The 22,952-nt window shown below is 56.5% G+C and carries 24 protein-coding genes, 1 pseudogene and 1 other annotated feature; of the genes and pseudogenes, 15 read left to right on the top strand and 10 right to left on the bottom strand.

The genetic code is table 11. From position 1 onward, the window contains the following. Positions 1-33: 33 nt before the first annotated feature. Positions 34-933, bottom strand: a complete 900-nt coding sequence (rluB, locus tag EC836_RS01830; protein ID WP_123329570.1) for a 23S rRNA pseudouridine(2605) synthase RluB — start codon at positions 931-933, stop codon at positions 34-36. Positions 934-1,639: 706 nt separating this feature from the next. On the opposite strand from rluB, the gene EC836_RS01825 reads away from it, so the two are divergent. Continuing rightward, entirely contained in the window at positions 1,640-2,266 is a 627-nt protein-coding gene (locus EC836_RS01825) for a serine protease (RefSeq protein ID WP_123329568.1), read from the top strand. Positions 2,267-2,316: 50 nt separating this feature from the next. Here the strand turns inward: EC836_RS01825 and EC836_RS01820 are convergent, their stop codons facing one another. After that, the gene (locus tag EC836_RS01820) at positions 2,317-2,937 is read right to left on the bottom strand and encodes an L-threonylcarbamoyladenylate synthase (protein ID WP_123329566.1); all 621 of its coding nucleotides are present in this window, start codon (positions 2,935-2,937) and stop codon (positions 2,317-2,319) included. A 51-nt stretch (positions 2,938-2,988) separates the two neighbouring features. Beyond that, entirely contained in the window at positions 2,989-3,846 is an 858-nt protein-coding gene (locus EC836_RS01815; protein WP_370346705.1) for a PHP domain-containing protein, read from the bottom strand. Positions 3,847-4,023: 177 nt separating this feature from the next. Further along, positions 4,024-4,122 (top strand) — a sequence feature (Trp leader region). A gap of 23 nt (positions 4,123-4,145) precedes the next feature. Here EC836_RS01815 and EC836_RS01810 point away from each other — a divergent pair. The 6 genes and pseudogenes from EC836_RS01810 (at position 4,146) to EC836_RS01785 (ending at position 11,216) form a co-directional block, all read left to right on the top strand. Beyond that, positions 4,146-5,708, top strand: a complete 1,563-nt coding sequence (locus tag EC836_RS01810; RefSeq protein ID WP_123329563.1) for an anthranilate synthase component 1 — start codon at positions 4,146-4,148, stop codon at positions 5,706-5,708. Further along, positions 5,708-7,300: pseudogene (gene trpD / locus EC836_RS24895) on the top strand (bifunctional anthranilate synthase glutamate amidotransferase component TrpG/anthranilate phosphoribosyltransferase TrpD). Before EC836_RS01810 ends, trpD begins: the two are co-directional and overlap by 1 nt. 2 nt (positions 7,301-7,302) lie before the next feature. Beyond that, a complete protein-coding gene (gene trpCF / locus EC836_RS01800) occupies positions 7,303-8,667 on the top strand; it encodes a bifunctional indole-3-glycerol-phosphate synthase TrpC/phosphoribosylanthranilate isomerase TrpF (protein WP_123329561.1) in 1,365 nt (454 codons plus the stop codon). Positions 8,668-8,755: 88 nt separating this feature from the next. Further along, positions 8,756-9,946, top strand: coding sequence for a tryptophan synthase subunit beta (trpB, locus tag EC836_RS01795; RefSeq protein ID WP_123329559.1), 1,191 nt, complete (start codon positions 8,756-8,758; stop codon positions 9,944-9,946). Beyond that, positions 9,946-10,749, top strand: a complete 804-nt coding sequence (gene trpA, locus EC836_RS01790) for a tryptophan synthase subunit alpha (RefSeq protein ID WP_123329557.1) — start codon at positions 9,946-9,948, stop codon at positions 10,747-10,749. The genes trpB and trpA overlap by 1 nt, the downstream gene beginning before the upstream one ends. 152 nt (positions 10,750-10,901) lie before the next feature. Next, positions 10,902-11,216 (top strand): BON domain-containing protein, encoded by a 315-nt coding sequence (locus EC836_RS01785; RefSeq protein WP_123329555.1) that lies wholly within the window; start codon positions 10,902-10,904, stop codon positions 11,214-11,216. Between the two features lie 54 nt (positions 11,217-11,270). Here EC836_RS01785 and ompW read toward each other — a convergent pair whose 3' ends face one another. Then, positions 11,271-11,903, bottom strand: a complete 633-nt coding sequence (ompW, locus tag EC836_RS01780; protein WP_123329553.1) for an outer membrane protein OmpW — start codon at positions 11,901-11,903, stop codon at positions 11,271-11,273. A gap of 277 nt (positions 11,904-12,180) precedes the next feature. Here ompW and EC836_RS01775 point away from each other — a divergent pair, with 277 nt between their 5' ends. The 4 genes from EC836_RS01775 to yciA all read left to right on the top strand — a co-directional run bounded on the left by EC836_RS01775 (position 12,181) and on the right by yciA (position 14,412). Further along, complete coding sequence (locus tag EC836_RS01775) at positions 12,181-12,600, top strand: YkgJ family cysteine cluster protein (protein WP_123329551.1); 420 nt, start codon at positions 12,181-12,183, stop codon at positions 12,598-12,600. A gap of 23 nt (positions 12,601-12,623) precedes the next feature. Further along, positions 12,624-13,361 carry a YciC family protein gene (locus tag EC836_RS01770; protein ID WP_123329548.1) on the top strand — a complete coding sequence of 246 codons (738 nt, stop codon included), beginning with the start codon at positions 12,624-12,626 and terminating at the stop codon, positions 13,359-13,361. A gap of 75 nt (positions 13,362-13,436) precedes the next feature. Next, a complete protein-coding gene (locus EC836_RS01765; RefSeq protein ID WP_123329546.1) occupies positions 13,437-13,976 on the top strand; it encodes a septation protein A in 540 nt (179 codons plus the stop codon). Positions 13,977-13,989: 13 nt separating this feature from the next. Beyond that, positions 13,990-14,412 carry an acyl-CoA thioester hydrolase YciA gene (yciA, locus tag EC836_RS01760; RefSeq protein ID WP_123329544.1) on the top strand — a complete coding sequence of 141 codons (423 nt, stop codon included), beginning with the start codon at positions 13,990-13,992 and terminating at the stop codon, positions 14,410-14,412. Positions 14,413-14,554: 142 nt separating this feature from the next. On the opposite strand, the gene tonB is transcribed toward yciA, so the two are convergent. Next, complete coding sequence (gene tonB / locus EC836_RS01755; protein WP_199734987.1) at positions 14,555-15,277, bottom strand: TonB system transport protein TonB; 723 nt, start codon at positions 15,275-15,277, stop codon at positions 14,555-14,557. A 205-nt stretch (positions 15,278-15,482) separates the two neighbouring features. On the opposite strand from tonB, the gene EC836_RS01750 reads away from it, so the two are divergent. After that, positions 15,483-15,779, top strand: a complete 297-nt coding sequence (locus tag EC836_RS01750) for a YciI family protein (RefSeq protein WP_123329542.1) — start codon at positions 15,483-15,485, stop codon at positions 15,777-15,779. Positions 15,780-15,934: 155 nt separating this feature from the next. Next, on the top strand, positions 15,935-16,693 hold the full coding sequence (gene dsbG / locus EC836_RS01745; RefSeq protein WP_123329541.1) for a thiol:disulfide interchange protein DsbG: 759 nt from the start codon (positions 15,935-15,937) through the stop codon (positions 16,691-16,693). 64 nt (positions 16,694-16,757) lie between these two features. On the opposite strand, the gene EC836_RS01740 is transcribed toward dsbG, so the two are convergent. After that, entirely contained in the window at positions 16,758-16,931 is a 174-nt protein-coding gene (locus EC836_RS01740; protein ID WP_123329539.1) for a YciY family protein, read from the bottom strand. Positions 16,932-17,115: 184 nt separating this feature from the next. On the opposite strand from EC836_RS01740, the gene cls reads away from it, so the two are divergent. Then, complete coding sequence (gene cls / locus EC836_RS01735; RefSeq protein ID WP_123329537.1) at positions 17,116-18,576, top strand: cardiolipin synthase; 1,461 nt, start codon at positions 17,116-17,118, stop codon at positions 18,574-18,576. A gap of 47 nt (positions 18,577-18,623) precedes the next feature. Then, a complete protein-coding gene (locus EC836_RS01730; RefSeq protein WP_199734986.1) occupies positions 18,624-18,953 on the top strand; it encodes an HI1450 family dsDNA-mimic protein in 330 nt (109 codons plus the stop codon). A gap of 75 nt (positions 18,954-19,028) precedes the next feature. Here EC836_RS01730 and oppF read toward each other — a convergent pair whose 3' ends face one another. Genes oppF through oppB form a run of 4 tightly spaced genes read right to left on the bottom strand, consistent with a single transcriptional unit; the run spans position 19,029 to position 22,896 of the window. Beyond that, a complete protein-coding gene (oppF, locus tag EC836_RS01725; RefSeq protein ID WP_123329532.1) occupies positions 19,029-20,030 on the bottom strand; it encodes a murein tripeptide/oligopeptide ABC transporter ATP binding protein OppF in 1,002 nt (333 codons plus the stop codon). Next, positions 20,027-21,043 (bottom strand): ABC transporter ATP-binding protein, encoded by a 1,017-nt coding sequence (locus EC836_RS01720; protein ID WP_123329531.1) that lies wholly within the window; start codon positions 21,041-21,043, stop codon positions 20,027-20,029. The genes oppF and EC836_RS01720 overlap by 4 nt, the downstream gene beginning before the upstream one ends. Before the next feature lie 10 nt (positions 21,044-21,053). Further along, positions 21,054-21,962 (bottom strand): oligopeptide ABC transporter permease OppC, encoded by a 909-nt coding sequence (oppC, locus tag EC836_RS01715; RefSeq protein ID WP_123329529.1) that lies wholly within the window; start codon positions 21,960-21,962, stop codon positions 21,054-21,056. Positions 21,963-21,975: 13 nt separating this feature from the next. Then, positions 21,976-22,896: an oligopeptide ABC transporter permease OppB gene (oppB, locus tag EC836_RS01710; RefSeq protein ID WP_105595222.1), complete on the bottom strand. Its 921-nt coding sequence runs from the start codon at positions 22,894-22,896 to the stop codon at positions 21,976-21,978. Between the last annotated feature and the right edge of the window lie 56 nt (positions 22,897-22,952).

Raw genomic sequence — 22,952 nt, 5'->3', positions numbered from 1 at the left:
TGAATGCTGGCCCCTTTTTACTGGCATGGCAACTTACGGCTTGCCCTGCTGGCGTTTCGAACCCTGACGGCGGCTGCCCCCGGGTTTTGCTGCTTTCGTGGTGGTGGTGTGGCGCTTCACCGCACGACGGATTTGATTCGCCTTGGTACGACGACGATCTTTTTCAACCGGCACTTTGCTGACGGTTTCCGCTTGCAGCCCGACCAGCTCACGCAGATAGTTGGTTGGCTGCAGATCCAGCTCGGTATAGCCCCCGCGCGGCAGGCCTTTCGGCAGATCGATATCGCCGTAGCGAACGCGGATCAGACGGCTCACCTGCACGCCAACCGCTTCCCACAGACGACGAACCTCGCGGTTACGCCCTTCCGTCAGGGTGACGTTGTACCACTGGTTAATGCCTTCACCGCCGGTGAATTTCAGGGTCTTGAATGCGGCAGGGCCATCTTCCAGCTGCACGCCACGGCTCAGCTGTTTAATTTTCTCATCATCCACCTGACCGAATACGCGCACGGCATATTCACGTTCCACTTCGCGGCTTGGGTGCATCAAACGGTTCGCCAGTTCACCGTCGGTGGTGAACAGCAGCAGTCCGCAGGTATTCACATCCAGACGGCCAACGGCAATCCAGCGCGCACCGCGCAGCTTAGGCAGACGATCGAACACCGTTGGGCGGCCTTCCGGATCGCTGCGCGTACACAGCTCGCCTTCCGGCTTGTAGTAGGCCAGAACGCGGCAAACTTCGGTAATGGATTCACTGACCGGCACAACATGCCCGTCAATACGAATTTTCAGGGAACTGCTTGGCTCAACGCGGTCGCCCAGCGTGGCCAGCTTGCCATCAACGCTGACGCGCCCGGCGGAGATCATGGTTTCGATTTCACGACGGGAACCGTGCCCGGCGCGTGCTAAAACTTTCTGTAACTTTTCGCTCATGGAGCTGCCTCTGTGTCGCCTTCCCAGGCGTCATGGTGAAAATAAAATTTTCTTTTATTTTCAATAACTTATATTTAAATTCGGGGGATATTATACAGACTTTTACCCCCGCTGTAACCTGTTTGTTAGCAGGATAATAACCTAATTTTAGCCTGGCCACGCGGATATTGCCGAAACGCGTGCTTGCGACATCATAAAAATTGAAACGGCTGAGTAAAGGAAAATAAATTTCATTCCATCGCGATAAACAGACAGCCTGTTTCAGGCAGTGAGATCTCTTCAGAACCTTATTTTAATTTCGCTGATTACTTAAATTAAGACTTCTTTACCCGCCATATGGAAAAAATTTACCAGATATGCACTCAAAAATATTTATTGATTTAAAATCAACAAGATAACCATATCACAATTTATAACGAGCGACTCAAACATATAATTAAATTGATGTTTATTATTATCAATCATTACTTTAAGTTTGAATAATTACCCAACACGCTGCTTAAGCGCATAAGATTTTTCCAGGCAAACGGCAGGAAGACACGCTGTTTTCGTTTATCTCCCCGATGTTTCCCACTATTCCAAAATAACAACGCGCTGGCGTCGTTATTTTTTGTGTTACTTATCCGCCGGGGTTTCAACCGGCACGAGCCCAGCCACGTCTTAACCGCGGAACGGCGAGTAAGCGGCGTGTCTGACAGGTGAAAAAATGGCGATTAAAAAATGTCTGCTGGCGCTATCGCTGCTGGCGTTAACCGGCTGTTCCGTGGGTAGCTATAGCTACAGTCGTGAAGCGATGAAGCGGGTTGATATGAATTTCGTGGGGATCCCCACCATCCTGGGTGTCGGTGCGCTCGGCACCAGCATTCCGATTACCTCGGAGTACAGTCTGACGGCGGGCCACGTTGCGCGCTGGACAATGCACCGGGTGAAGGCCTATCACCCTTACTGCGATCTGGCGATCATCCATCACAAAAATAACCTGAACACCCGCCCCGTGTTTCGCACCACCAAAGTGGGTGAGCCGGTTCGCATGTACGGCTACAGCTTCTTCTCGGCTATGCCGGTTGAATCCTCCGGCAGCAATCTGGCGATGACCGGCATTCGTAACGGCTGGAATAAAAAACCCTGCGTGGCCATGGCGTCAAACGCCGGTGCCGTACAGGGCATGTCGGGCGGTGCGGTGTACCACAGTGATGACAGTATCGGCGGCGTGCTAGTCGGTTACAGCGGTGAGGTCAAAAAAACCGCAACGCGGGAAACGGAATTAAAGGACGTTTCTCTCTACATTCCGTATCAGGTGTTCCAGAAGTGGCTGGAGGAATCAACGTCGTAAACGCGCTGGGAGCGAGGCAGGACATCGTGACTATCCTGCCTTTTATGCAGTTAAAGGAACGGCTGAATATCCCCTACGCCTTCACGCACCACCACCGGCGAATCATCCGTCAGGTCAATCACCGTTGTCGGCTGCTGCCCCAGGTAGCCGCCGTGAATAATCAAATCGACCAGTTTGCCGATTTCATCCTGGATGGCTTCCGGATCCGACTCGGTAAAATCATTGCCCGGCAGCATCAGCGAGGTCGACATCATCGGCTCGTTCAGCGCTTCCAGCAGCGCCAGCGCAATGGGATTCGACGGCACGCGCAGGCCGATGGTTTTACGCTTTTCGCTCATCAGGCGGCGCGGGACTTCTTTCGTCGCCTTGAGGATAAAGGTGTAGTTGCCCGGCGTGTTGTTTTTGATCAAGCGAAATGCGGTGTTGTCGACGTGCGCATAGGTCGACAGTTCGGACAAATCGCGGCACATCAGCGTAAAGTTGTGATTGCCATCGAGCTGGCGAATGCGGCAGATACGCTCCATGGCGTTTTTGTCTTCCAGCTTACAGCCCAGCGCATAGCCGGAGTCCGTCGGATAGACGATCACGCTGCCTTTGTTTAACATCTCCACCGCCTGCTTGACCAGTCGCGGCTGCGGGTTGTCCGGGTGAATATAGAAAAACTGACTCATATAAACCTCTTATCCGTTCATCAGCAATGCTATTGACGTTGCCTGTTTCGGCTATTGCTTAACGATTTCTGGAAAACGCTGCCACACGGCGTCAACGCCGCCGGGTAGCCATAACTTTTTACCCAACTCAATCCACGGACAGGGCTGATGAAAATCAGAACCCTGCGATCCTGCCAGCTGATACTCCTGCGCGTACCGCGCCAGCTGGGTGCGTTCCTGAGGAGCCTGCTGACACTGCGCAACTTCCATCGCATCACCGCCCTGCTCGCTGAAGTGAGCAATCAGGCGCTTCAGCCACTTGGCAGACAGCCCGTAGCGGCCCGGGTGCGCCAGCACCGCCCGACCACCAGAATCATGAATCGCATCAACGGCTTGTTTAATTGTACACCACTGTGGCGGAACGTAGCCGGTTTTACCGCGAGCCAGGTAGTTTTTGAATACCTTCTGCATCGTGTCGGCTTTCCCGGCGGCGATCAGAAAACGGGCAAAGTGCCCGCGCGTCACCGCCCCGCCCTGGGCCAGCTCAAGGGCGGCATCCAGCGCACCGGGGATCCCGGCTTTATCCAGTCTTTCGGCAATCATCTGCGCGCGTGCCATCCGGCGCTCGCCCTGCTGCGCCAGAAACGCCACCAGCCCGGGGCTAGTGATATCCACGCCCAGCCCGACAATATGGATTTCATGATTTTCCCACAGCGACGAGACTTCAACCCCGGCAATGAGCTGCAGCGGCAGCTGATGGCGCTCAATCGCCTCGCGCGCGGGCTGAACGCCGTCGGTGGTGTCGTGATCGGTAACGGCCAGTACACCTACGCGATGTTCAATCGCGCGCAGCACCAGTTGCTCCGGGGTAAGTAACCCGTCGGATGCGGTAGTGTGACTGTGAAGATCGAAGATAGGATAAGAACTGATTGATGTGGCTGCTACTGTCAAAACGGCTCCGGCATTGGCGGGAATGTCGCAGCATGATAACGTCAATCTCGGCTAAGGGAAAAAGACTATTGACTTTTTTTCCGCGTTCCAGTTAACTAGTACGCAAGTTCACGAGCATAAGGTATCTGTATCATGTCATATTCACTCTCTCTGATGACTGGTTGGTGGCGCACCTCTCCCTGAACGGGCGATGTCGTCGTGCACGGTTAATACGTTGTGCAGATACTCAGGCCCGCTAAAAGCGGGCTTTTTTTTGAGCAAAAAACAGAGATCAAACCATGTCGAATGCCAAACCTACAGTGAAGTTGATTACCGGCAATGCACCCTACCGCGAAGATCCGGCAGCGGTTTTCCACCAGATCTGCGGCGCACGTTCCGAAACGCTGCTGCTGGAGTCGGCGGATGTTGACAGCAAGCGCAACCTGAAAAGCCTGCTGATTGTCGACAGCGCCCTGCGCATCAGCGCGCTGGATAAAACCGTGCAGATTCAGGCGCTGTCTGAAAACGGCCGCGCACTGCTGACGCTGCTGGACGCCGCGCTGCCTTCATCGGTACAGAATCACGTGCGCCCCGATGGTCGTGAACTGGTGTTCCCGCTTAACACGGAGATTCAGGATGAAGACTCCAACCTGCGCGCGCTGTCGGTGTTCGATGCGCTGCGTCTGATCCCGCAGCTGATCAATGTCCCGACAGATAACCGTGAAGCCATGCTGCTCGGCGGACTGTTCGCCTACGACCTGGTGGCCGGATTCGAATCACTGCCGACACTGAAGAACGAGCAGCGCTGCCCGGACTACTGCTTCTACCTGGCGGAAACGCTGCTGGTGATCGACCATCAGCAGCAAACCGCTCGCCTGCAGGCCAGCCTGTTTACCTCTTCCCCGGCGGAATTTATTCGCCTGCAGAGCCGCATCGAACAGCTACACAGCCAGATGCTGCAGCCAGCGCCTGCGCTGCCGGTGCAGACCGTTGAGGGCATGGCGCTCAGCGTCAGCCAGAGCGACGAGGACTACTGCCAGGTGGTACGCGAGATGCAGGAAGCCATTCGCATTGGTGAAATTTTCCAGGTGGTGCCGTCTCGCCGCTTCTCGCTGCCGTGTCCTTCACCGCTGGCCGCCTACGAAACGCTGAAGAACAGCAACCCCAGCCCGTATATGTTCTTTATGCAGGACCGCGATTTCAGCCTGTTCGGCGCCTCGCCGGAAAGCTCGCTGAAGTACGACGCCGAAAGCCGCCAGATCGAAATCTATCCGATCGCCGGTACCCGCCCGCGCGGCCGCCATGCGGACGGTTCTCTGGATCGCGATCTCGACAGCCGCATTGAGCTGGAAATGCGCACCGACCATAAAGAGCTGGCAGAGCACCTGATGCTGGTTGACCTGGCGCGTAACGATCTGGCACGCATCTGCGAACCCGGTAGCCGCTACGTGGCGGATTTGACTAAAGTGGACCGTTACACCTTCGTGATGCACCTGGTTTCTCGCGTCGTCGGCAAACTGCGCGGCGATATTGATGTGCTGCATGCCTACCGCGCCTGCATGAATATGGGCACCCTGAGTGGCGCGCCGAAAGTCCGCGCCATGCAGCTGATTGCCAAAGCCGAAGGCACCCGACGCGGCAGCTACGGCGGCGCGGTCGGCTACTTTACCGCCAGCGGCGATCTGGATACCTGCATCGTTATCCGCTCCGCGTGGGTGGAAGACGGCGTTGCCACGGTGCAGGCCGGTGCCGGTGTGGTTCTGGACTCGAACCCTCAGGCCGAAGCCGACGAAAGCCGTAATAAAGCCCGTGCCGTACTGCGTGCCATTGCCACCGCTCATCACAGCCAGGAGATTTTCTGATGGCCGATATTCTGCTGCTCGATAACTTCGACTCCTTTACCTATAACCTCGTCGATCAGTTACGCACCTTTGGCCATCACGTGGTGGTTTATCGTAACAACGTGCCTGCCGCCACGCTGATTGCGCGCCTGCAGAAGATGGAAAATCCGGTGCTGATGCTGTCACCCGGCCCGGGTGCGCCTTCAGAGGCAGGCTGCATGCCAGAAATGCTGCAGCAGCTGCGCGGACGCCTGCCAATTATCGGCATCTGCCTGGGGCATCAGGCGATTGTGGAAGCTTACGGCGGCCACGTGGGCCAGGCCGGTGAGATCCTGCACGGCAAAGCCTCTGCGATTACTCATGATAATGAAGGCATGTTCGCCGGTTTAAGCAATCCGCTGCCGGTCGCCCGCTACCACTCGCTGGTGGGCAGCAATATTCCCGACGGACTGACGGTTAACGCCACTTTTAATGGCATGGTGATGGCGGTTCGCGACGACGCACGGCGCGTCTGCGGCTTCCAGTTCCACCCTGAATCCATTCTCACCACCCAGGGGGCTCGCCTGCTGGAACAAACCCTGGCATGGGCGCTGGCGTAACCGAGGAGAAGTTTGATGAACACTATTCTGGAAAAATTATTTCAGGCAGAGATCCTGACGCAGGCCGAGAGCCACCAGCTGTTTTCGGCAATTATCACCGGACAGCTGGAACCGACTCAGCTGGCAGGCGCGCTGATTGCGATGAAGGTTCGCGGCGAGCATCCACAGGAAATTGCCGGGGCGGCGACCGCCCTGCTGGAAGATGCCAAACCGTTCCCGCGCCCGGACTATGATTTTGCCGATATCGTTGGTACCGGCGGCGACGGCAGCAACAGCATTAATATTTCTACTGCCAGCGCCTTCGTGGCCGCGGCCTGCGGCTTGAAGGTGGCCAAACACGGTAACCGCAGCGTCTCCAGTAAATCGGGTTCCTCCGACCTGCTGGCGGCGTTCGGCATCAGCCTGGATTTACCCGCAGAGCAGGCCCGGCAGGCGCTGGATGAACTGAATGTCTGCTTCCTGTTTGCCCCGCAGTATCACAGTGGATTCCGTCACGCGATGCCGGTGCGCCAGCAGCTGAAAACCCGCACCATCTTCAACGTGCTGGGCCCGCTGATTAACCCGGCCCGGCCTCCGCTGGCGGTGATTGGCGTTTACAGCCCGGAGCTGGTGCTGCCGATTGCTCAGGCGCTGAAGGTATTAGGCTATCGCCGTGCGGCGGTGGTTCACGGCGGCGGCATGGACGAAGTGGCGCTGCACAGCGTGACCCACGTGGCCGAGTTGCGCGAAGGCGAGATCACCAGCTACCAGCTGACCCCGGATGATTTCGGCCTGAATTCTCACCCGCAGGAGGCGCTGGCCGGGGGTTCACCGGAAGAAAACCGTGACATTCTGGCGCGTTTACTCCAGGGTAAAGGCGAGCTGGCTCATGAAGAAGCCGTGGCGGCCAACGTCGCCCTGTTACTGAAGATTTTTGGCCATGAAGATTTGCGACAGAACGCGCAGCAGGCGCTGGAAACCATTCGCAGCGGCCGGGCTTATCAACATGTGGTCGCACTGGCAGCAAGAGGATAACCATGCAGCAGGAAACCGTACTGAATAAGATCGTCGCGGACAAAGCCATCTGGCTGGCCGCCCGTCAGCAGCAGCAGCCGCTGGCCTCGTTCCAGAATGATATCGTTCCGTCCACCCGCAGCTTTTATGATGCGCTGAGCGGCACACGCACGGTGTTTATTCTCGAATGTAAGAAGGCTTCCCCGTCGAAAGGGCTGATCCGCAACGATTTCGACCCGGCTACTATCGCTGGGGTTTATAAGGATTATGCCTCCGCGATTTCGGTGCTGACCGACGAGAAGTATTTCCAGGGCAGCTTTGATTTTCTGCCGATCGTCAGCGCGGTCGTCAGCCAGCCGGTGCTGTGCAAAGATTTTATCATCGACCCTTATCAAATTTACCTCGCCCGCTTCCATCAGGCGGACGCGATTTTACTGATGCTTTCCGTGGTCAGCGATGAGCAGTACCGACAGCTCTCCGCCGTCGCGCACAGCCTGAATATGGGCGTGCTGACCGAAGTGATCAGCGATGAAGAGCTGGAGCGCGCCACCGCCCTGGGGGCAAAAGTCGTGGGCATTAATAACCGCGACCTGCGCGATCTGTCCATTGACCTCGATCGTACCCGCCGTCTGGCGCCAAAAGTGGCGCACGGCGTGACGGTGATCAGCGAATCCGGCATCAACAGCTACGCCCAGGTGCGCGAGCTAAGCCATTTCGCCAACGGCTTCCTGATTGGTTCTGCGCTGATGGAAGAGGACGATCTGGCCGCGGCGGTTCGCCGGGTGATTATCGGTGACAATAAAGTGTGCGGTCTGACCCGCCCGCAGGATGCGCAAAGCGCACAGGCGGCGGGGGCAATTTATGGCGGACTGATTTTTGCCGAAGGCTCACCGCGCAACGTAGACCTCGCCACTGCACGGTCGGTGATTGCCGCCGCCGCGCTGAAGTTCGTTGGCGTATTCCGCAACCAGCCCCTGAGTGACGTTGTCACTATTGCAGCTGAACTTGGGCTGTCGGCGGTACAGCTGCACGGTGACGAAGATCGCCAGTACGTCTGCCAGCTTCATGACGCGCTGCCCGCCGGCGTGCAGATTTGGAAGGCCTTCAGCATTCGTGACAGCCTGCCGCCGCGCGACTGGGAGCACGTCGACCGCTACGTGTTTGACCACGGCAACGGCGGCAGCGGTCAGTCATTTGACTGGTCATTGCTTCAGGGCCAGGCGTTGAAGAATGTGTTGCTGGCCGGTGGGCTGAGTGCCGATAACTGCGTGGAGGCTTCCCGCCTTGGCTGCGCCGGGCTGGACTTCAACTCCGGGGTGGAAAGTGCCCCCGGCATAAAAGATGCCGATAAAATCGCCTCGGTATTTCAGACGCTGAAAGCCTACTGAATCGGCCCAACGCTGAAGCCGACCGGCTGAATAATTTTTCGTCGGGCGTGATCCACGCCCGCGCTGAGAGAACATAAAGAGACGCGATATGACCAGATTAAACCCCTATTTTGGCGAGTTTGGCGGTATGTATGTGCCGCAGATCCTGATGCCCGCGCTGCGCCAGCTGGAAGACGCTTTTATCAGCGCCCAGAGCGACCCGGAGTTCCAGGCTGAATTTACCGGCCTGCTGAAAAACTATGCCGGTCGCCCTACCGCGCTGACGCTGTGCAGCAACCTGACCAAAGGCACGAAAACGCGCCTGTACCTTAAGCGCGAAGACCTGCTGCACGGCGGTGCGCATAAAACCAACCAGGTGCTTGGCCAGGCGCTGTTAGCCAAGCGCATGGGAAAAAAAGAAATTATCGCTGAAACCGGTGCCGGTCAGCACGGCGTGGCTTCGGCGCTGGCCAGCGCCCTGCTGGGCCTCAAGTGCCGCATTTATATGGGCGCGAAGGATATTGAACGCCAGTCGCCGAACGTTTTCCGTATGCGTCTGATGGGTGCGGAAGTGATCCCGGTGCACAGCGGCTCCTCCACGCTGAAAGATGCCTGTAACGAGGCGCTGCGCGACTGGTCCGGCAGCTATGAAACCGCGCACTATATGCTGGGTACAGCGGCCGGTCCGCACCCGTTCCCGACGATTGTTCGCGAATTCCAGCGCATGATCGGTGAAGAAACCAAAGCGCAGATCCTTGAGCAGGAAGGTCGCCTGCCGGACGCGGTGATTGCCTGCGTCGGCGGCGGTTCTAATGCCATTGGCATGTTTGCCGACTTTATTGATGAAACCAGCGTCGGTCTGATCGGCGTTGAACCGGCCGGGCACGGCATTGAATCCGGCGAACACGGCGCGCCGCTGAAGCACGGCCGCGTGGGCATCTATTTCGGCATGAAAGCGCCAATGATGCAGACCGAAGACGGACAGATTGAGGAGTCCTACTCCATTTCCGCCGGTCTGGATTTCCCGTCCGTCGGACCTCAGCACGCCTATTTAAACAGCATTGGTCGCGCGGACTACGTTTCGATTACCGATGACGAAGCGCTGGATGCCTTTAAAGCCCTGTGCCGCAACGAAGGGATCATCCCGGCTCTGGAATCGTCACACGCCCTCGCCCATGCGCTCAAAATGATCCGGGAGAATCCGGAGAAAGAACAGCTGCTGGTGGTCAACCTTTCAGGCCGTGGCGATAAAGACATATTCACCGTACATGACATTTTCAGTGCCAGGGGAGAAATCTGATGGAACGTTACGATCGTTGTTTTAAGCGCCTGGCAGAGCGCAAAGAAGGCGCGTTTGTTCCCTTCGTCACGCTGGGCGATCCGACCCCGGAGCTGTCGCTGCAAATCATCGATGCGCTGGTAGCCGGTGGTGCGGATGCACTGGAGTTAGGTATCCCTTTCTCCGACCCGCTGGCCGATGGCCCGACAATTCAGAACGCCACCCTGCGCGCGTTTGCCGCAGGCGTCACGCCAGCGCAGTGTTTTGAAATGCTGGCGGCAATCCGCCAGAAATACCCGGAACTGCCGATCGGCCTGCTGATGTACGCCAACCTGGTGTTTTCCAACGGCATCGATAATTTCTACGCCCGCTGCCAGGAAGTGGGCGTGGATTCGGTGCTGGTTGCGGATGTGCCGATTGAAGAGTCCGCGCCGTTCCGCCAGTCGGCGATGCGCCACAACGTGGCACCGATCTTTATCTGCCCGCCGAACGCGGAAGACGATCTGCTGCGTGAAATCGCCTCTCACGGCCGCGGCTATACCTACCTGCTGTCCCGTGCGGGCGTGACCGGGTCTGAGACCCGCGCGAATCTGCCGCTGAAGCATCTGATCGACAAGCTGAAAGAGTACCATGCTGCCCCGCCGCTGCAGGGATTTGGTATTTCTGAAGCGTCGCAGGTTGAAGAAGCCATCAGCGCGGGGGCCGCCGGGGCCATTTCCGGTTCGGCTATCGTTAAAATCATCGAACAGCACCACAAGAATCCGTCGGTCATGCTGACGGAACTGACCGCCTTTGTCAGTAAACTGAAAGCCGGAACACGCTAATCACTCTGCCCCAAAACGGTGCCTTATCGCTCAGATAAGGCATTATTTTCTTTCTATTTTTAACAATCTGAACTTGCAGAAAGGTTATCCGTAGCCAAGAATTAGGTATCGCCGCCATTTTAGCGGTTTAAACCTGGACAGGGAGAAATGCAATGAAGCTGTTGAAAACACTATCAGGAATGATTGCCGCTGCCGTGGTTGCACTGAGCGTCAGCGCCTGTGCTCCTACCGCAACGCAGGAAGGAACCGGTGGCTATATTGATGATACGGTGATCACCACCAAGGTGAAGGGCGAACTGCTGCACGATCAGTCGCTGAAATCAACCGCTATCAGCGTGGAAACCTTCAAGGGACGCGTACAGCTGAGCGGCTTTATCAGCTCGCCGCAGATGGCAAACCGGGCGGTTGAGATAACGCGTGGCGTAGCCGGGGTGAAGTCGGTAGTAAATAACCTGCAGATTAAGTAACGGTTCTGAAAGCAAAAAAGGCGCGAATTTCGCGCCTTTTCTCGTTTAGCGGGCTTAGAAACGATAGCCTGCGCCAAAGAAGAAGACAAACGGGTTAACGTGCGTGTCGATGCTCTGACGCGCATCACCGGCACTGAAGCGGACTTTGGTATTGATATCCATGTACCACAGCGAGGCGTTCAGCATCCAGTCCGGGGTTAGCTGATAATCCAGGCCAACCTGGCCGGCAACACCCCAGGTATTTTTCACGCTAAGGTTGCTCAAGCCCGCATCACGACCGGTCTGGTTAAAATCGCTGTTGTAAAACATGGTGTAGTTCACACCGACACCGGCATAAGGCTGCCACGGGCTGGTGTTACCCATAAAGTACCACTGGGCCATTAGCGTTGGCGGCAGCTGATGCACGGTCGCCAGCGTACCGGTTGCCCGCAGTCCAACTTTGTGGCGGAACGGCGTCGCACCGAGCAGCTCAATACCAATATGGTCCGTGGCCATGTAGGTAAAGGTCAGTCCCATCTGCGTATTGTTGCTGACGTTGAATTCGCCCAGGCCAAGGACGTCATCAGAGCCCCCTGTCGGGCGCACGGTGGCGGAACCCACGCGCATAAAGAAATCGCCGGCTTCGTGTGCCGATGCGGCGACCGGTAACAGGGTGACGACAGCCAGTGCTAATGCTCTCAGTTTCATGACCACTCCTTTTTAAATTTAAAAAACGTATGTAAGCATCTGTGTCCTACTGCGAGGACTTAGGCGATAGCAGGACACATATTTACGCTGATTTACTGGAAAGGTCATGCGAATCATTTTTTTCATTCTTCATATAAAACAATGACTTGATTTAGATCAATTTCCGGCCCTTCCGGCATTAGAAAAATCCGATTGACCATTGATTTTGGAAGGCTTAGTTTTTCATTCTCCTTCCATGTGATTTTGGTTCGAAGCCTCAGGAGGGGCGGGCAATCAGATGAGCGATACTCTTAATCCGTGCGTGAGTTGCGGTGCGTGCTGCGGCACGTTTCGCGTGTCTTTTTACTGGTCAGAAGCGGAAGATGGCGGCGGCGTCGTGCCGGTTGAACTGACTGAACCCCTAAACCTTTTTATGCGCAATATGCGTGGCACCAACGATCGTGCTCCACGCTGTGTGGCGTTACAGGGTGAGATTGGCGACTGTGTCTCCTGCGGCATTTATGAACAGCGCCCAACGCCCTGCCGTGAGTTCGATATGTCGGGGGAAAACGGACTTCTTAACGAAGGCTGTGACCGCGCGCGGGCAAAATATGGCCTTCCCCCGCTGTTTGACCCGGTAAAACCTTCTTTAATCGAAAGTTATGTCAATCTGAGTGCCAGCACCCTGCAGGAACATGTACAATCTCCCGGTCTATAAAATCGGTTTTTCAAGGAGTTTACATGTCTATCACGGCGGCTTCGCTATACCGTGACACGGGGAATTTTTTCCGCCATCAGATCCTGACGATTGTACTGATGGCACTGCTGACCTCGTTTATTTCCGTGCTGATCGGTCACGGGCTGACGCCGGGTGCCGATCAGATGTCGATCCTGAATGACGGGGCGGCCGGGTCGGCCTCCAGTCTGATGGAGATGGTGCAGAATATGTCGCCGGACCAGCAGCAGGTTCTGCTGCGTGCTTCTGCGGCGGGAACGTTTGCGGCACTGGTGGGCAACACGCTGTTACTGGGCGGGATGCTCAGTCTGATCCCGATGGCCTCTTCCGGACAGCACGTCAGCGCCCTGCGCGCTATCGGTGCCTCTGCGCCGAAGCTGCTTTCGCTGCTGCTGCTGACGTTCTTAATGACGTTGGTTATCCAGCTGGGCTTTATGTTTCTGGTGGTGCCGGGTGTGCTGCTGGCCATTACCCTTTCGCTGTCTCCAATGCTGCTGGTGAATGAGAAGGTTGGCGTGTTTGGCGCGATGCGCGGCAGCATGCGTCTGGCATGGGGACATATGAAGCTGGTCGCTCCGGCGGTGCTGTTGTGGATTATCGCCAAGCTGATCGTGCTGCTGATGGCATCCTCAATGACCGTGCTGCCTGCTAACGTCGCCTCGGTGCTGCTGAACGGCCTGAGCAACCTGGTATCGGCCCTGCTGATTATTTACCTGTCACGCTTATATATGTTGTTACGCTAATTAGCCATGAATGCCTCGACAGAGGCATTCAATGGATGATTTCATTAGATACTGGTCTGATATCTGGAAGCCGCTATGAAGCAGTTACTCGACTTTCTTCCCCTCGTGGTCTTTTTCGTTTTTTATAAACTGTACGATATTTTTGTCGCCTCCGGCGCGCTGATCGTCGCGTCCGCCGTCGCTCTGGCCGCTGGCTGGTTTATCTACCGCAAAGTAGAAAAAATGAGTCTGGTGACCTTTGCGCTGGTCGCGGTGTTCGGCACCTTAACCATCGCCCTGCATAATCCTGACTTCATCAAGTGGAAAGTGACGATAATCTACGGCCTGTTTACCCTCGCCCTGCTGTTCAGCCAGTGGTTTATGGAAAAACCGTTAATCCAGAGAATGCTCGGTAAAGAAATCCAGCTGCCTGAGTTCGCATGGCGCCGCCTGAATATCGCCTGGGCGCTGTTCTTCTTTATCTGCGGTCTGGCGAATATCTACGTTGCATTCTGGCTGTCTCAGGATACCTGGATGAACTTCAAAGTGTTTGGCCTGAGTGCGCTGACCCTGCTGTTTACCCTGCTGAGCGGCATCTATATCTACCGTCTGATGCCGCAGCAGGAAGAAAAATAACGGAAGCCAAACCATGAGCGAACAACAACGCGTACCGCAGGGCGAGATGGTGCTGCGCACCCTGGCGATGCCTGCGGATACCAACGCCAACGGCGACATTTTCGGCGGATGGCTGATGTCTCAGATGGATATGGGCGGGGCTATTCTGGCGAAGGAGATCGCCGAAGGGCGCGTGGTCACGGTCCGCGCGGACGGTATGACCTTTCTGAAACCGGTTGCCGTGGGCGACGTGGTGAGCTGCCACGCCCGCTGCATCCGCACCGGTACCAGCTCCATCACCATCAACATCGAGGTGTGGATTAAAAAGGTCTCTTCCGAGCCGATTGGCCAGCGCTACTGCACCACCGAAGCGGTATTTATTTACGTTGCGGTGGATCCGGACGGCAAACCGCGCCCGCTTCCTGCGGATAAAATCAATTTCACCGCACAAGACTGACCCCTGTTTCTGCCTTCCGACTGCGTGATGGCGTTCAGATAACCCCCAACTCCTCGCGGGCGGGGTTTCAGGTGGACAACAATCACCACCTCCCGAGGAGGTGGTTTAAAGCTGGCAACAAAAAAGGGCTTTCGCCCTTTTTTTATTCGATGCTGCTGCCACCGTCAATTTTGAACACGATGTTCATCGTGACATCTTTGCCCGGCTTGTTCGGCTCATAGCGCCATCTGCGCATCGCCTGTTTCACTTCACGCTCAAACATATTGCGCGGCTCGGCGGAAAGGATGCGCACGTTGTCGACCTGCCCGGAGCTGTCAACGTCAAACTGGACGCGAACCCGCCCCTCTACGCGCAGGGCAAAGGCACGCTGAGGATAGGCCGGTTTGCTCTGGTTAAGCGCGCGTGGACCGCTGGAAACGGCGGTAGACGGTGCCTGAGACAGCTTCGGCGCGGTGGACGGCTTCGGCGGCTGCGGATTGGTCACCGGCTGAGCCGGGCGCGTCTCCTGCGGCTTCACCTCTTTCTTCGGCTTCACCACCTCTTTCTTCACCGGTTTCGGTTTAGGTTTCGGCTTTGGCTCCGGTTTAGGGATTGGCACCGGCTCCGGGATCGGAGGTTCCGGCACGGGTTCAGGCTCCGGTTCCGGTTCGGGTTCCGGCTCAACCTGCGGCGGTACCGGTTCAGGTTCGGGTTGCACCTCAGGGGCGACCAGCGAGACGCTGATAGGCTGAGACGCTTTTGGCATATCAACCACCTGGTGAAATGAGGCGTAAAGCAAAGCAGCGATAACCGAGCCGTGCAGTACAACTGAAATCAGCAGAGGCAAAGGAGCGCGGCGTGGTAATGATGTTGTCAGCGTCGTCATAATCTTTCTGGTCAAAATGTGAAGCACCGAGTTTAAATGCAAATAGCAATCAGTTTCAACAACCTCTCACGGCTTATCCGCGATTTCCCGCTTAAAGTTTAACAAACTGACCTTTATCAAGGGCGAATTATCTTTTAATTGCACAAAAGTTAACGATCACTTAACGTGATGCCCGAATCTTAATCCCCGACAGGAGTGCTTAAAGGTGCTTTATGTAATTTACGCTGAAGATCACGCGGATTCTCTGGAAAAACGCACGGCGGTTCGCCCTGCCCACCTTGCTCGTTTACAGCTTTTACGTGACGAAGGGCGCCTGATTATTGCCGGCCCGATGCCGGCAGTAGACAGTAATGAACCCGGCGTGGCGGGCTTTACCGGCTCAACGGTCATTGCCGAGTTTTCCTCGCTGGAAGCGGCGCAGTCCTGGGCTCAGGACGATCCTTACATTGCCGCTGGCGTGTACAAACAGGTCGCCGTTAAGCCGTTCAAGAAAGTTTTCTAAAACAAAAATAATCACTTAAATCAATTTTTTATAATCACACCAGTGGGCAGAGCATCTTAAACGGTACGAATGAAGTACGTAAAATGTTCTGCTCATTCTTCTCCCACTCTGTCCGCCATTCTCCCCCAGTAAAACTCCCTACGACGAGGCGATCGATGAAATCTACTTTGCTACTTGCCGCCTGCCTGTTTCCCGGTCTGGCTTACTCAACTGAAGTACTGCCGCCGGTGGTGAAAACCTTTAGCGAACAGCAGGGCATCAAAATCGTTAAAAAGATCGATGCGCCGGGCGGCTTACAGGGCTGGGTTGGCCAGTATCAGGATATGGGCGTTTCGCTGTTTCTGACGCCGGACGGTAAACATGTTATTTCCGGTTATCTGTATGACGAAAAGGGTAAAAATCTTAGTGAAGGGTATTTCCAGCAGGCGATCTACGTTCCCCTCGGGCGCGAGATGTGGAAAACGCTGAACGCGGCGCACCCGATCAAAGAAGGGCCGGATTCCGCCGCCAGAAAGGTGATTGTTTTCGCCGATCCGTTCTGCCCGTACTGCAAGCAGTTCTGGTCTGCGGCCCAGCCGTGGGTAGAGGCCGGTAGGGTACAGCTGAACACGCTGCTGGTCGCGTTCCTCAATCCGCAGAGCGGCAGATATGCTACGGCGATACTGAACGCGGCGGATCCGGTGCAGGCGTGGAAGGAATACGAGCTGTCAGGCGGGAAAACGCTGCCGAAGTTTGAGGGGGCGACACCGCGTGAGACGTTTAACCTGCTCCAGCGGCATCAGAAGCTGATGGACGATCTCGGCGCCAGCGCCACGCCGGCCATTTATTATATGAACGATAAAAATGAGCTGCAGCAGGTAGTGGGCATGCCGGACGAAAAGCAGATGGCGGAGATGTTGGGGCCGAAGCCCTGAGCGTATTTTAACGAACCAGATACGCCTTTTGCCGGATTCAGCGCTCCGGCAAAAGGCACGACGTTCAGGGGATCTGAGTAAGAAACAAAATTGAACGGCGCTGTTGCTGACTGACCATATGACGGAAGGAGTGCATTCGCCCGTAGCGACGCGACTGCCCTTCTAACCAACGTGACCTGCGACGCTGTACCTGTCGCATCATGCGCCAGCGCGCAACTTCATTTCTGCTCCGTTTCATTACACCCTCGGTCTGCTATCTGTTGCATCAAATGTAGCCAAAAATCTCGCGCAGCAGTATAGACCTTTCTGCGCCGCAACCAGGTCCGATGTCTTTGCCGCTGAAAATTTCCTTAAAGGTTTCCACAGCTGCCATCAACACGTAAACTTCTTCTTAACTCGAGCGTGAACAGGATTTCCACTTAATGACCACTTTTTACACCGTGATGAGCTGGCTGCTGGTTTTTGGATACTGGTTACTGATTGCCAGCGTGACGCTGCGCATCCTGATGAAACGTCGCGCGGTGCCGTCGGCGATGGCCTGGCTGTTGATTATCTATATCCTGCCGCTGGTCGGGATTATTGCCTACCTCTCATTTGGTGAACTGCATCTTGGCAAGCGCCGCGCCGAGCGTGCGCGAACCATGTGGCCCTCTACCGCGCGCTGGCTGAAGGATTTGAAGGCCAGTCAGCATATCTTCGCCGACGTTAATAGCGACGTGGCGCGTTCGCTGTTTCAGCTGTGTGAGAACCGCCAGGGCATTGCCGGGGTTAAGGGAAATCAGCTGCAGCTGCTGACCAGCAGCGACGACACCATGAAGGCGTTGATCCGCGATATTCAGCTGGCCCGCCACAATATCGAGATGGTGTTTTACATCTGGCAGCCCGGCGGCCTGGCGGATGAGGTAGCGGAATCACTGATGGCCGCCGCCCGCCGTGGCGTTCACTGCCGACTGATGTTGGATTCTGCCGGCAGCGTGGCCTTTTTCCGCAGCCCGTGGGTGGCGATGATGCGCAACGCCGGCATCGACGTGGTCGAAGCGCTGAAGGTCAGCCTGCTGCGCGTGTTCCTGCGCCGCATGGATCTGCGTCAGCATCGTAAAGTGGTGCTGATTGATAACTATATTGCCTATACCGGCAGCATGAACCTCGTCGATCCGCGCTTCTTCAAGCAGGATGCCGGCGTCGGACAGTGGGTGGACCTGATGGCGCGCATGGAGGGCCCGGTGGCAACTACCATGGGCATCGTCTACTCCTGCGACTGGGAAATCGAAACCGGGAAGCGCATTCTGCCGCCGCCGCCGGACGGCAATATCATGCCCTTTGAGCAGGAGAGCGGCCACACCATACAGGTGATCGCTTCCGGCCCCGGATTCCCGGAGGATATGATCCATCAGGCGCTGCTGACCGCTGTATATTCCGCGCGGGAGCAGTTGGTGATGACCACGCCCTATCTGGTGCCGAGCGATGATTTACTGCATGCCATCTGCACCGCCGCGTTCCGCGGGGTCGACGTCAGCATTATTGTTCCGCGCCACAACGATTCGATGCTGGTTGGCTGGGCCAGCCGTTCCTTCTTTAGCGAACTGCTGGAAGCGGGCGTGAAGATTTACCAGTTTGAAGGCGGACTGCTGCATACCAAAAGCGTGCTGGTTGACGGCCAGCTAAGCCTGGTCGGCACGGTTAACCTGGATATGCGCAGCCTGTGGCTGAATTTTGAAATCACGCTGGTGATTGACGATGACGGGTTCGGCGGCGATCTGGCTCGCGTTCAGGATGATTATATCGCCCGTTCCCGCCTGGTTGATGCACAGCGCTGGTCGCGCCGGGCTTACTGGAAGCGCATCGTTGAACGACTGTTTTACTTCTTCAGCCCATTGCTGTAAAACGAGCGGAATTGAAAAGCTGACATCGCCCCAACGGCGGAACAGGAATGATTATGGATTTGAATAACCGTCTTACCGAAGATGAAACGCTGGAACAGGCTTACGATATTTTTCTTGAGCTGGCCGTAGCTAATCTCGACCCGGCCGATGTGATTCTGTTTAACCTGCAGTTTGAAGAGCGCGGCGGTGCCGAACTGTACGATCCTGCCGAAGACTGGGCCGAGCACGTAGATTTCGATCTTAATCCCGACTTCTTCTCGGAAGTGGTGATCGGGCTGGGCGACGCTGACGGAGAGCCGATTACCGACGTTTTCGCCCGCGTCCTGCTCTGCCGTGAAAAAGACCACAAGCTCTGCCACATTCTGTGGAAAGAGTAAGACTTCGAGTTGCCGTAAAAAAAACCCGCATTGAATGTTCAAAGCGGGTTTTGGCTTTTTATGGCGGTCGGTCGCTTACATCGGATCGACCTTCAGACAGGATACCGCATGGCGGAAACTGCCCTCCAGTAGCGGTCGGGTTTTCGCGCATTCCGGCCCGGCAATCGGGCAGCGGGTGCGGAACACGCAGCCTGAAGGCGGATTAATCGGCGACGGCAGTTCACCGTCCAGTAGCTGAATCACCTTATTCTTTTCCAGATCGGGATCCGGGATCGGCACCGCAGACATTAATGCGCGGGTGTAGGGATGCTGCGGATTCTGGTAAACCTGATCGTAGGTGCCCAGCTCCACCGCGTGTCCCAGATACATCACCAGCACGCGGTCGGAAATGTGTTTTACCACCGCCAGATCGTGGGCAATGAAGATCAGCGACAGGCCCATCTCACGCTGCAGTTTCTGCAGCAGATTGACGACCTGCGCCTGAATCGACACGTCCAGCGCGGACACCGGCTCATCGCAGATAATCAGTTTCGGTTCCAGGATCAGCGCGCGGGCAATTCCGATACGCTGGCACTGGCCGCCGGAAAACTCATGCGGGTAGCGGTTAATCAGATTGGGCAACAGCCCGACCTTCAGCATCATCGCCTTGACGCGCTCTTTCACTTCCTGACGTGCCATTTTCGGGTGGTAGGTGCGCAGCGGCTCGGCGATAATTTCGCCGATGGTCATGCGCGGATTCAGCGAAGCCAGCGGATCCTGGAATATCATCTGAATATCGCTGCGCGCGGCGCGCCATTCATCCGCCGTCTGCCCCAGAAGGTCACGCCCCAGCCAGGCAACGCGTCCCTCGGTGGCTTTCACCAGCCCGATAATCGCCCGCGCAAGCGTCGACTTGCCGCAGCCGGACTCACCGACCACGCCGAGGGTTTCCCCCTCATAAAGACGCAGGCTGACGCCATCCACCGCCTTCAGCGTTTTTGGCGGCTGCCAGAACCACTGACGGCCGTCTTTAATGTCGAAGTGGACTTTCAGGTCAGCGATTTCCAGCAGGACTTTCTTTTCAGCAACCGTTGTCATACCAGTTCCTCCACCGGTTTGAAGCAGGCGCGCAGTCGCCCTTCACCAAATCCGGCCAGCGGCGGCGCCGTGCTGCAGATTTCCATCGCATGCGGACAGCGAGGCTGAAAAGGACAGCCCTTCGGCAGGCGCAGCAGATTGGGCGGATTGCCCGGAATGGTCGTTAAGGTATCGCCCTCTTCGCCGTCAAGACGCGGCACCGCGTTCAGCAGCCCAATCGAGTACGGATGAGAAGGATGGTAGAAGACATCGCGCGCGTTGCCGTATTCCATGGTGCGCCCGGCGTACATCACCAGCACCCGATCGCAGATCCCGGCCACCACGCCGAGATCGTGGGTGATCATAATAATGGCGGTGTTAAACTCCCGCTTCAGCTCGTTCAGCAAGGTCATGATCTGCGCCTGAACGGTCACGTCCAGCGCCGTGGTCGGTTCGTCGGCGATCAGCAGCTTAGGCCGGCACAGCAGCGCCATGGCGATCATCACGCGCTGACGCATCCCGCCGGAAAATTCGTGCGGAAACATCTTCATGCGCTTGCGCGCCTCCGGCATTTTCACCGCATCCAGCATGCGCACGGATTCTTCGAACGCCTGGGCGCTGTTCATACCTTTATGCAGCTGCAGCACTTCCATCAGCTGTTCCCCCACGCGCATATAGGGGTTCAGCGAGGTCATAGGGTCCTGAAATATCATCGCAATCTGTTCGGCGCGCAGCCGGTTCAGCTTTTTCTCCGGCAGATTGAGGATTTCGTTGCCGTTGAAGCGCGCCGAGCCGCCAATCCGGCCATTGCTGGCCAGCAGCCCCATCAGGGCGAAGGCGGTTTGTGACTTGCCGGAGCCGGATTCACCGACGATCCCCAGCGTTTCTCCCGCCCGCAGCGAGAAGTTAAGGTCGTTGACCGCCGTGACGTCACCGTCCGGCGTGTTGAAAGTCACCCGCAGATCCTTCACGTCCAGCAGTGCACCGGTCTGTTTACTCTGTGTTCTGACCGTTTCCAGTTCAATTACGCTCATCGGTATCTCCTTAGCGGTCTTTCGGATCGAGGGCGTCACGCAGACCATCGCCGATAAAGTTAAAACAGAACAGGGTGATCACCAGGAATCCTGCCGGATACATCAGCAGCCACGGAGAAACTTCCATCGAGTTAGCGCCGTCGCTGAGCAACGCGCCCCAGCTGCTCAGCGGCTCCTGGGTACCGAGGCCGAGGAAGCTGAGGAACGATTCGAACAGGATCATGCTCGGCACCAGCAGCGAGGCATACACCACCACCACGCCCAGTACGTTCGGCACGATATGGCGCAGCACGATGTTCATAGTGGAGACGCCGCCAACCTGGGCCGCTTCAATAAACTCTTTGCGCTTCAGGCTGAGCGTCTGGCCGCGAACGATACGCGCCATGTCCAGCCAGGAAACCATGCCGATAGCGACGAAGATCAGCAAAATATTCTGGCCGAACAGCGTCACCAGCAGGATCACGAAGAACATAAACGGGAAGGAGTTAAGGATTTCCAGCAGGCGCATCATCACCGAGTCGGTTTTACCGCCGAGATACCCCGCCAGGGTGCCGTACAGCGTGCCGACCACTACCGCCACCAGCGCGGCGGCGATACCGACCATCAGGGAGATACGTCCGCCGATGGCCACGCGCACCAGCAGATCGCGCCCCGACGAGTCGGTGCCGAAATAGTGGCCGCTGCTGAACTCCGGCGCGGCGGACATCATCGCCCAGTCGGTATCGTCGTAGGTAAACTGCGACAGCATCGGCGCGAAGGTGACGAACAGGGCGATCAGCACCAGCACAAACAGGCTGGCTACCGCAGCGCGGTTGTGAATAAAGCGGCGACGGGCATCCTGCCACAGGCTGCGCCCTTCTATTTCCAGCTTTTCAGTGAAATTATCCAGAGCTTCGCTGTTTTTCTTACTTAAAATCATGTTCAGCTCCTGCTCAGTAACGAATTTTCGGATCGATAACGGCATACAGCACGTCAACAATCGCGTTAAACAGAATCGTCAGTGCCCCAACCAGGATGGTCAGACTCAGCACCAGCGAGTAGTCACGGTTCAGCGCCCCGTTAACGAACAGTTGGCCAATGCCCGGCAGACCGTAAATGGTTTCGATCACCATCGAACCGGTAATAATGCCGACAAAGGCAGGACCGAGGTAGGAAAGCACCGGCAGCAGCGCGGGCTTCAGCGCGTGGCGCAGAATAATGCGGCGCATCGGCAGACCTTTGGCGCGGGCCGTGCGGATGAAGTTGGAGTGAAGGACTTCGATCATCGAACCGCGGGTAATACGGGCGATGCTGGCGATATAAGCCAGCGACAGTGCGACCATCGGCAGGATCATATATTGCAGCGCCCCGCCGTTCCAGCCGCCGCCCGGCAACCACTTGAGGGTAATGGAGAACAGTAGCACCAGCAGCGGTGCCACCACGAAACTGGGGATCACGATACCGGTCATTGCCACCCCCATTACCGCATAATCCCATTTACTGTTCTGTTTCAGTGCCGCAATCACCCCGGCGGTGACGCCAAAGACCAGCGCCAGCAGGAACGCCGCCGCGCCCAGCTTGGCCGAAACCGGGAATGAAGAGGCAACCAGATCGTTAACGGTGTAGTCCTTGTATTTAAAAGAAGGACCGAAATCGCCGTGCGCCAGCTGCTGGAGGTAGTTGAGATACTGCTTCCACATCGGATCATTGAGGTGATATTTGGCTTCGATATTCGCCATGACTTCCGGTGTTAATGCGCGCTCGCCGGTAAACGGACTGCCGGGGGCCAGGCGCATCATAAAGAATGAGATGGTGATCAAAATAAACAGCGTTGGTATCGCCTCAAGGAAGCGACGGAAGATAAATTTTAACATTGCCCGTACCTGCTGGCTTTAAGCCGCAGAGGCGAACCTCTGCGGTGACATTGCTT

Source organism: Erwinia sp. JUb26 (genome assembly GCF_003751505.1).
Taxonomy (GTDB): Bacteria; Pseudomonadota; Gammaproteobacteria; order Enterobacterales; family Enterobacteriaceae; genus Erwinia.
The sequence above is the reverse complement of the archived record's forward strand: the minus strand, read 5'-3'. Positions and strand labels throughout refer to the sequence as shown.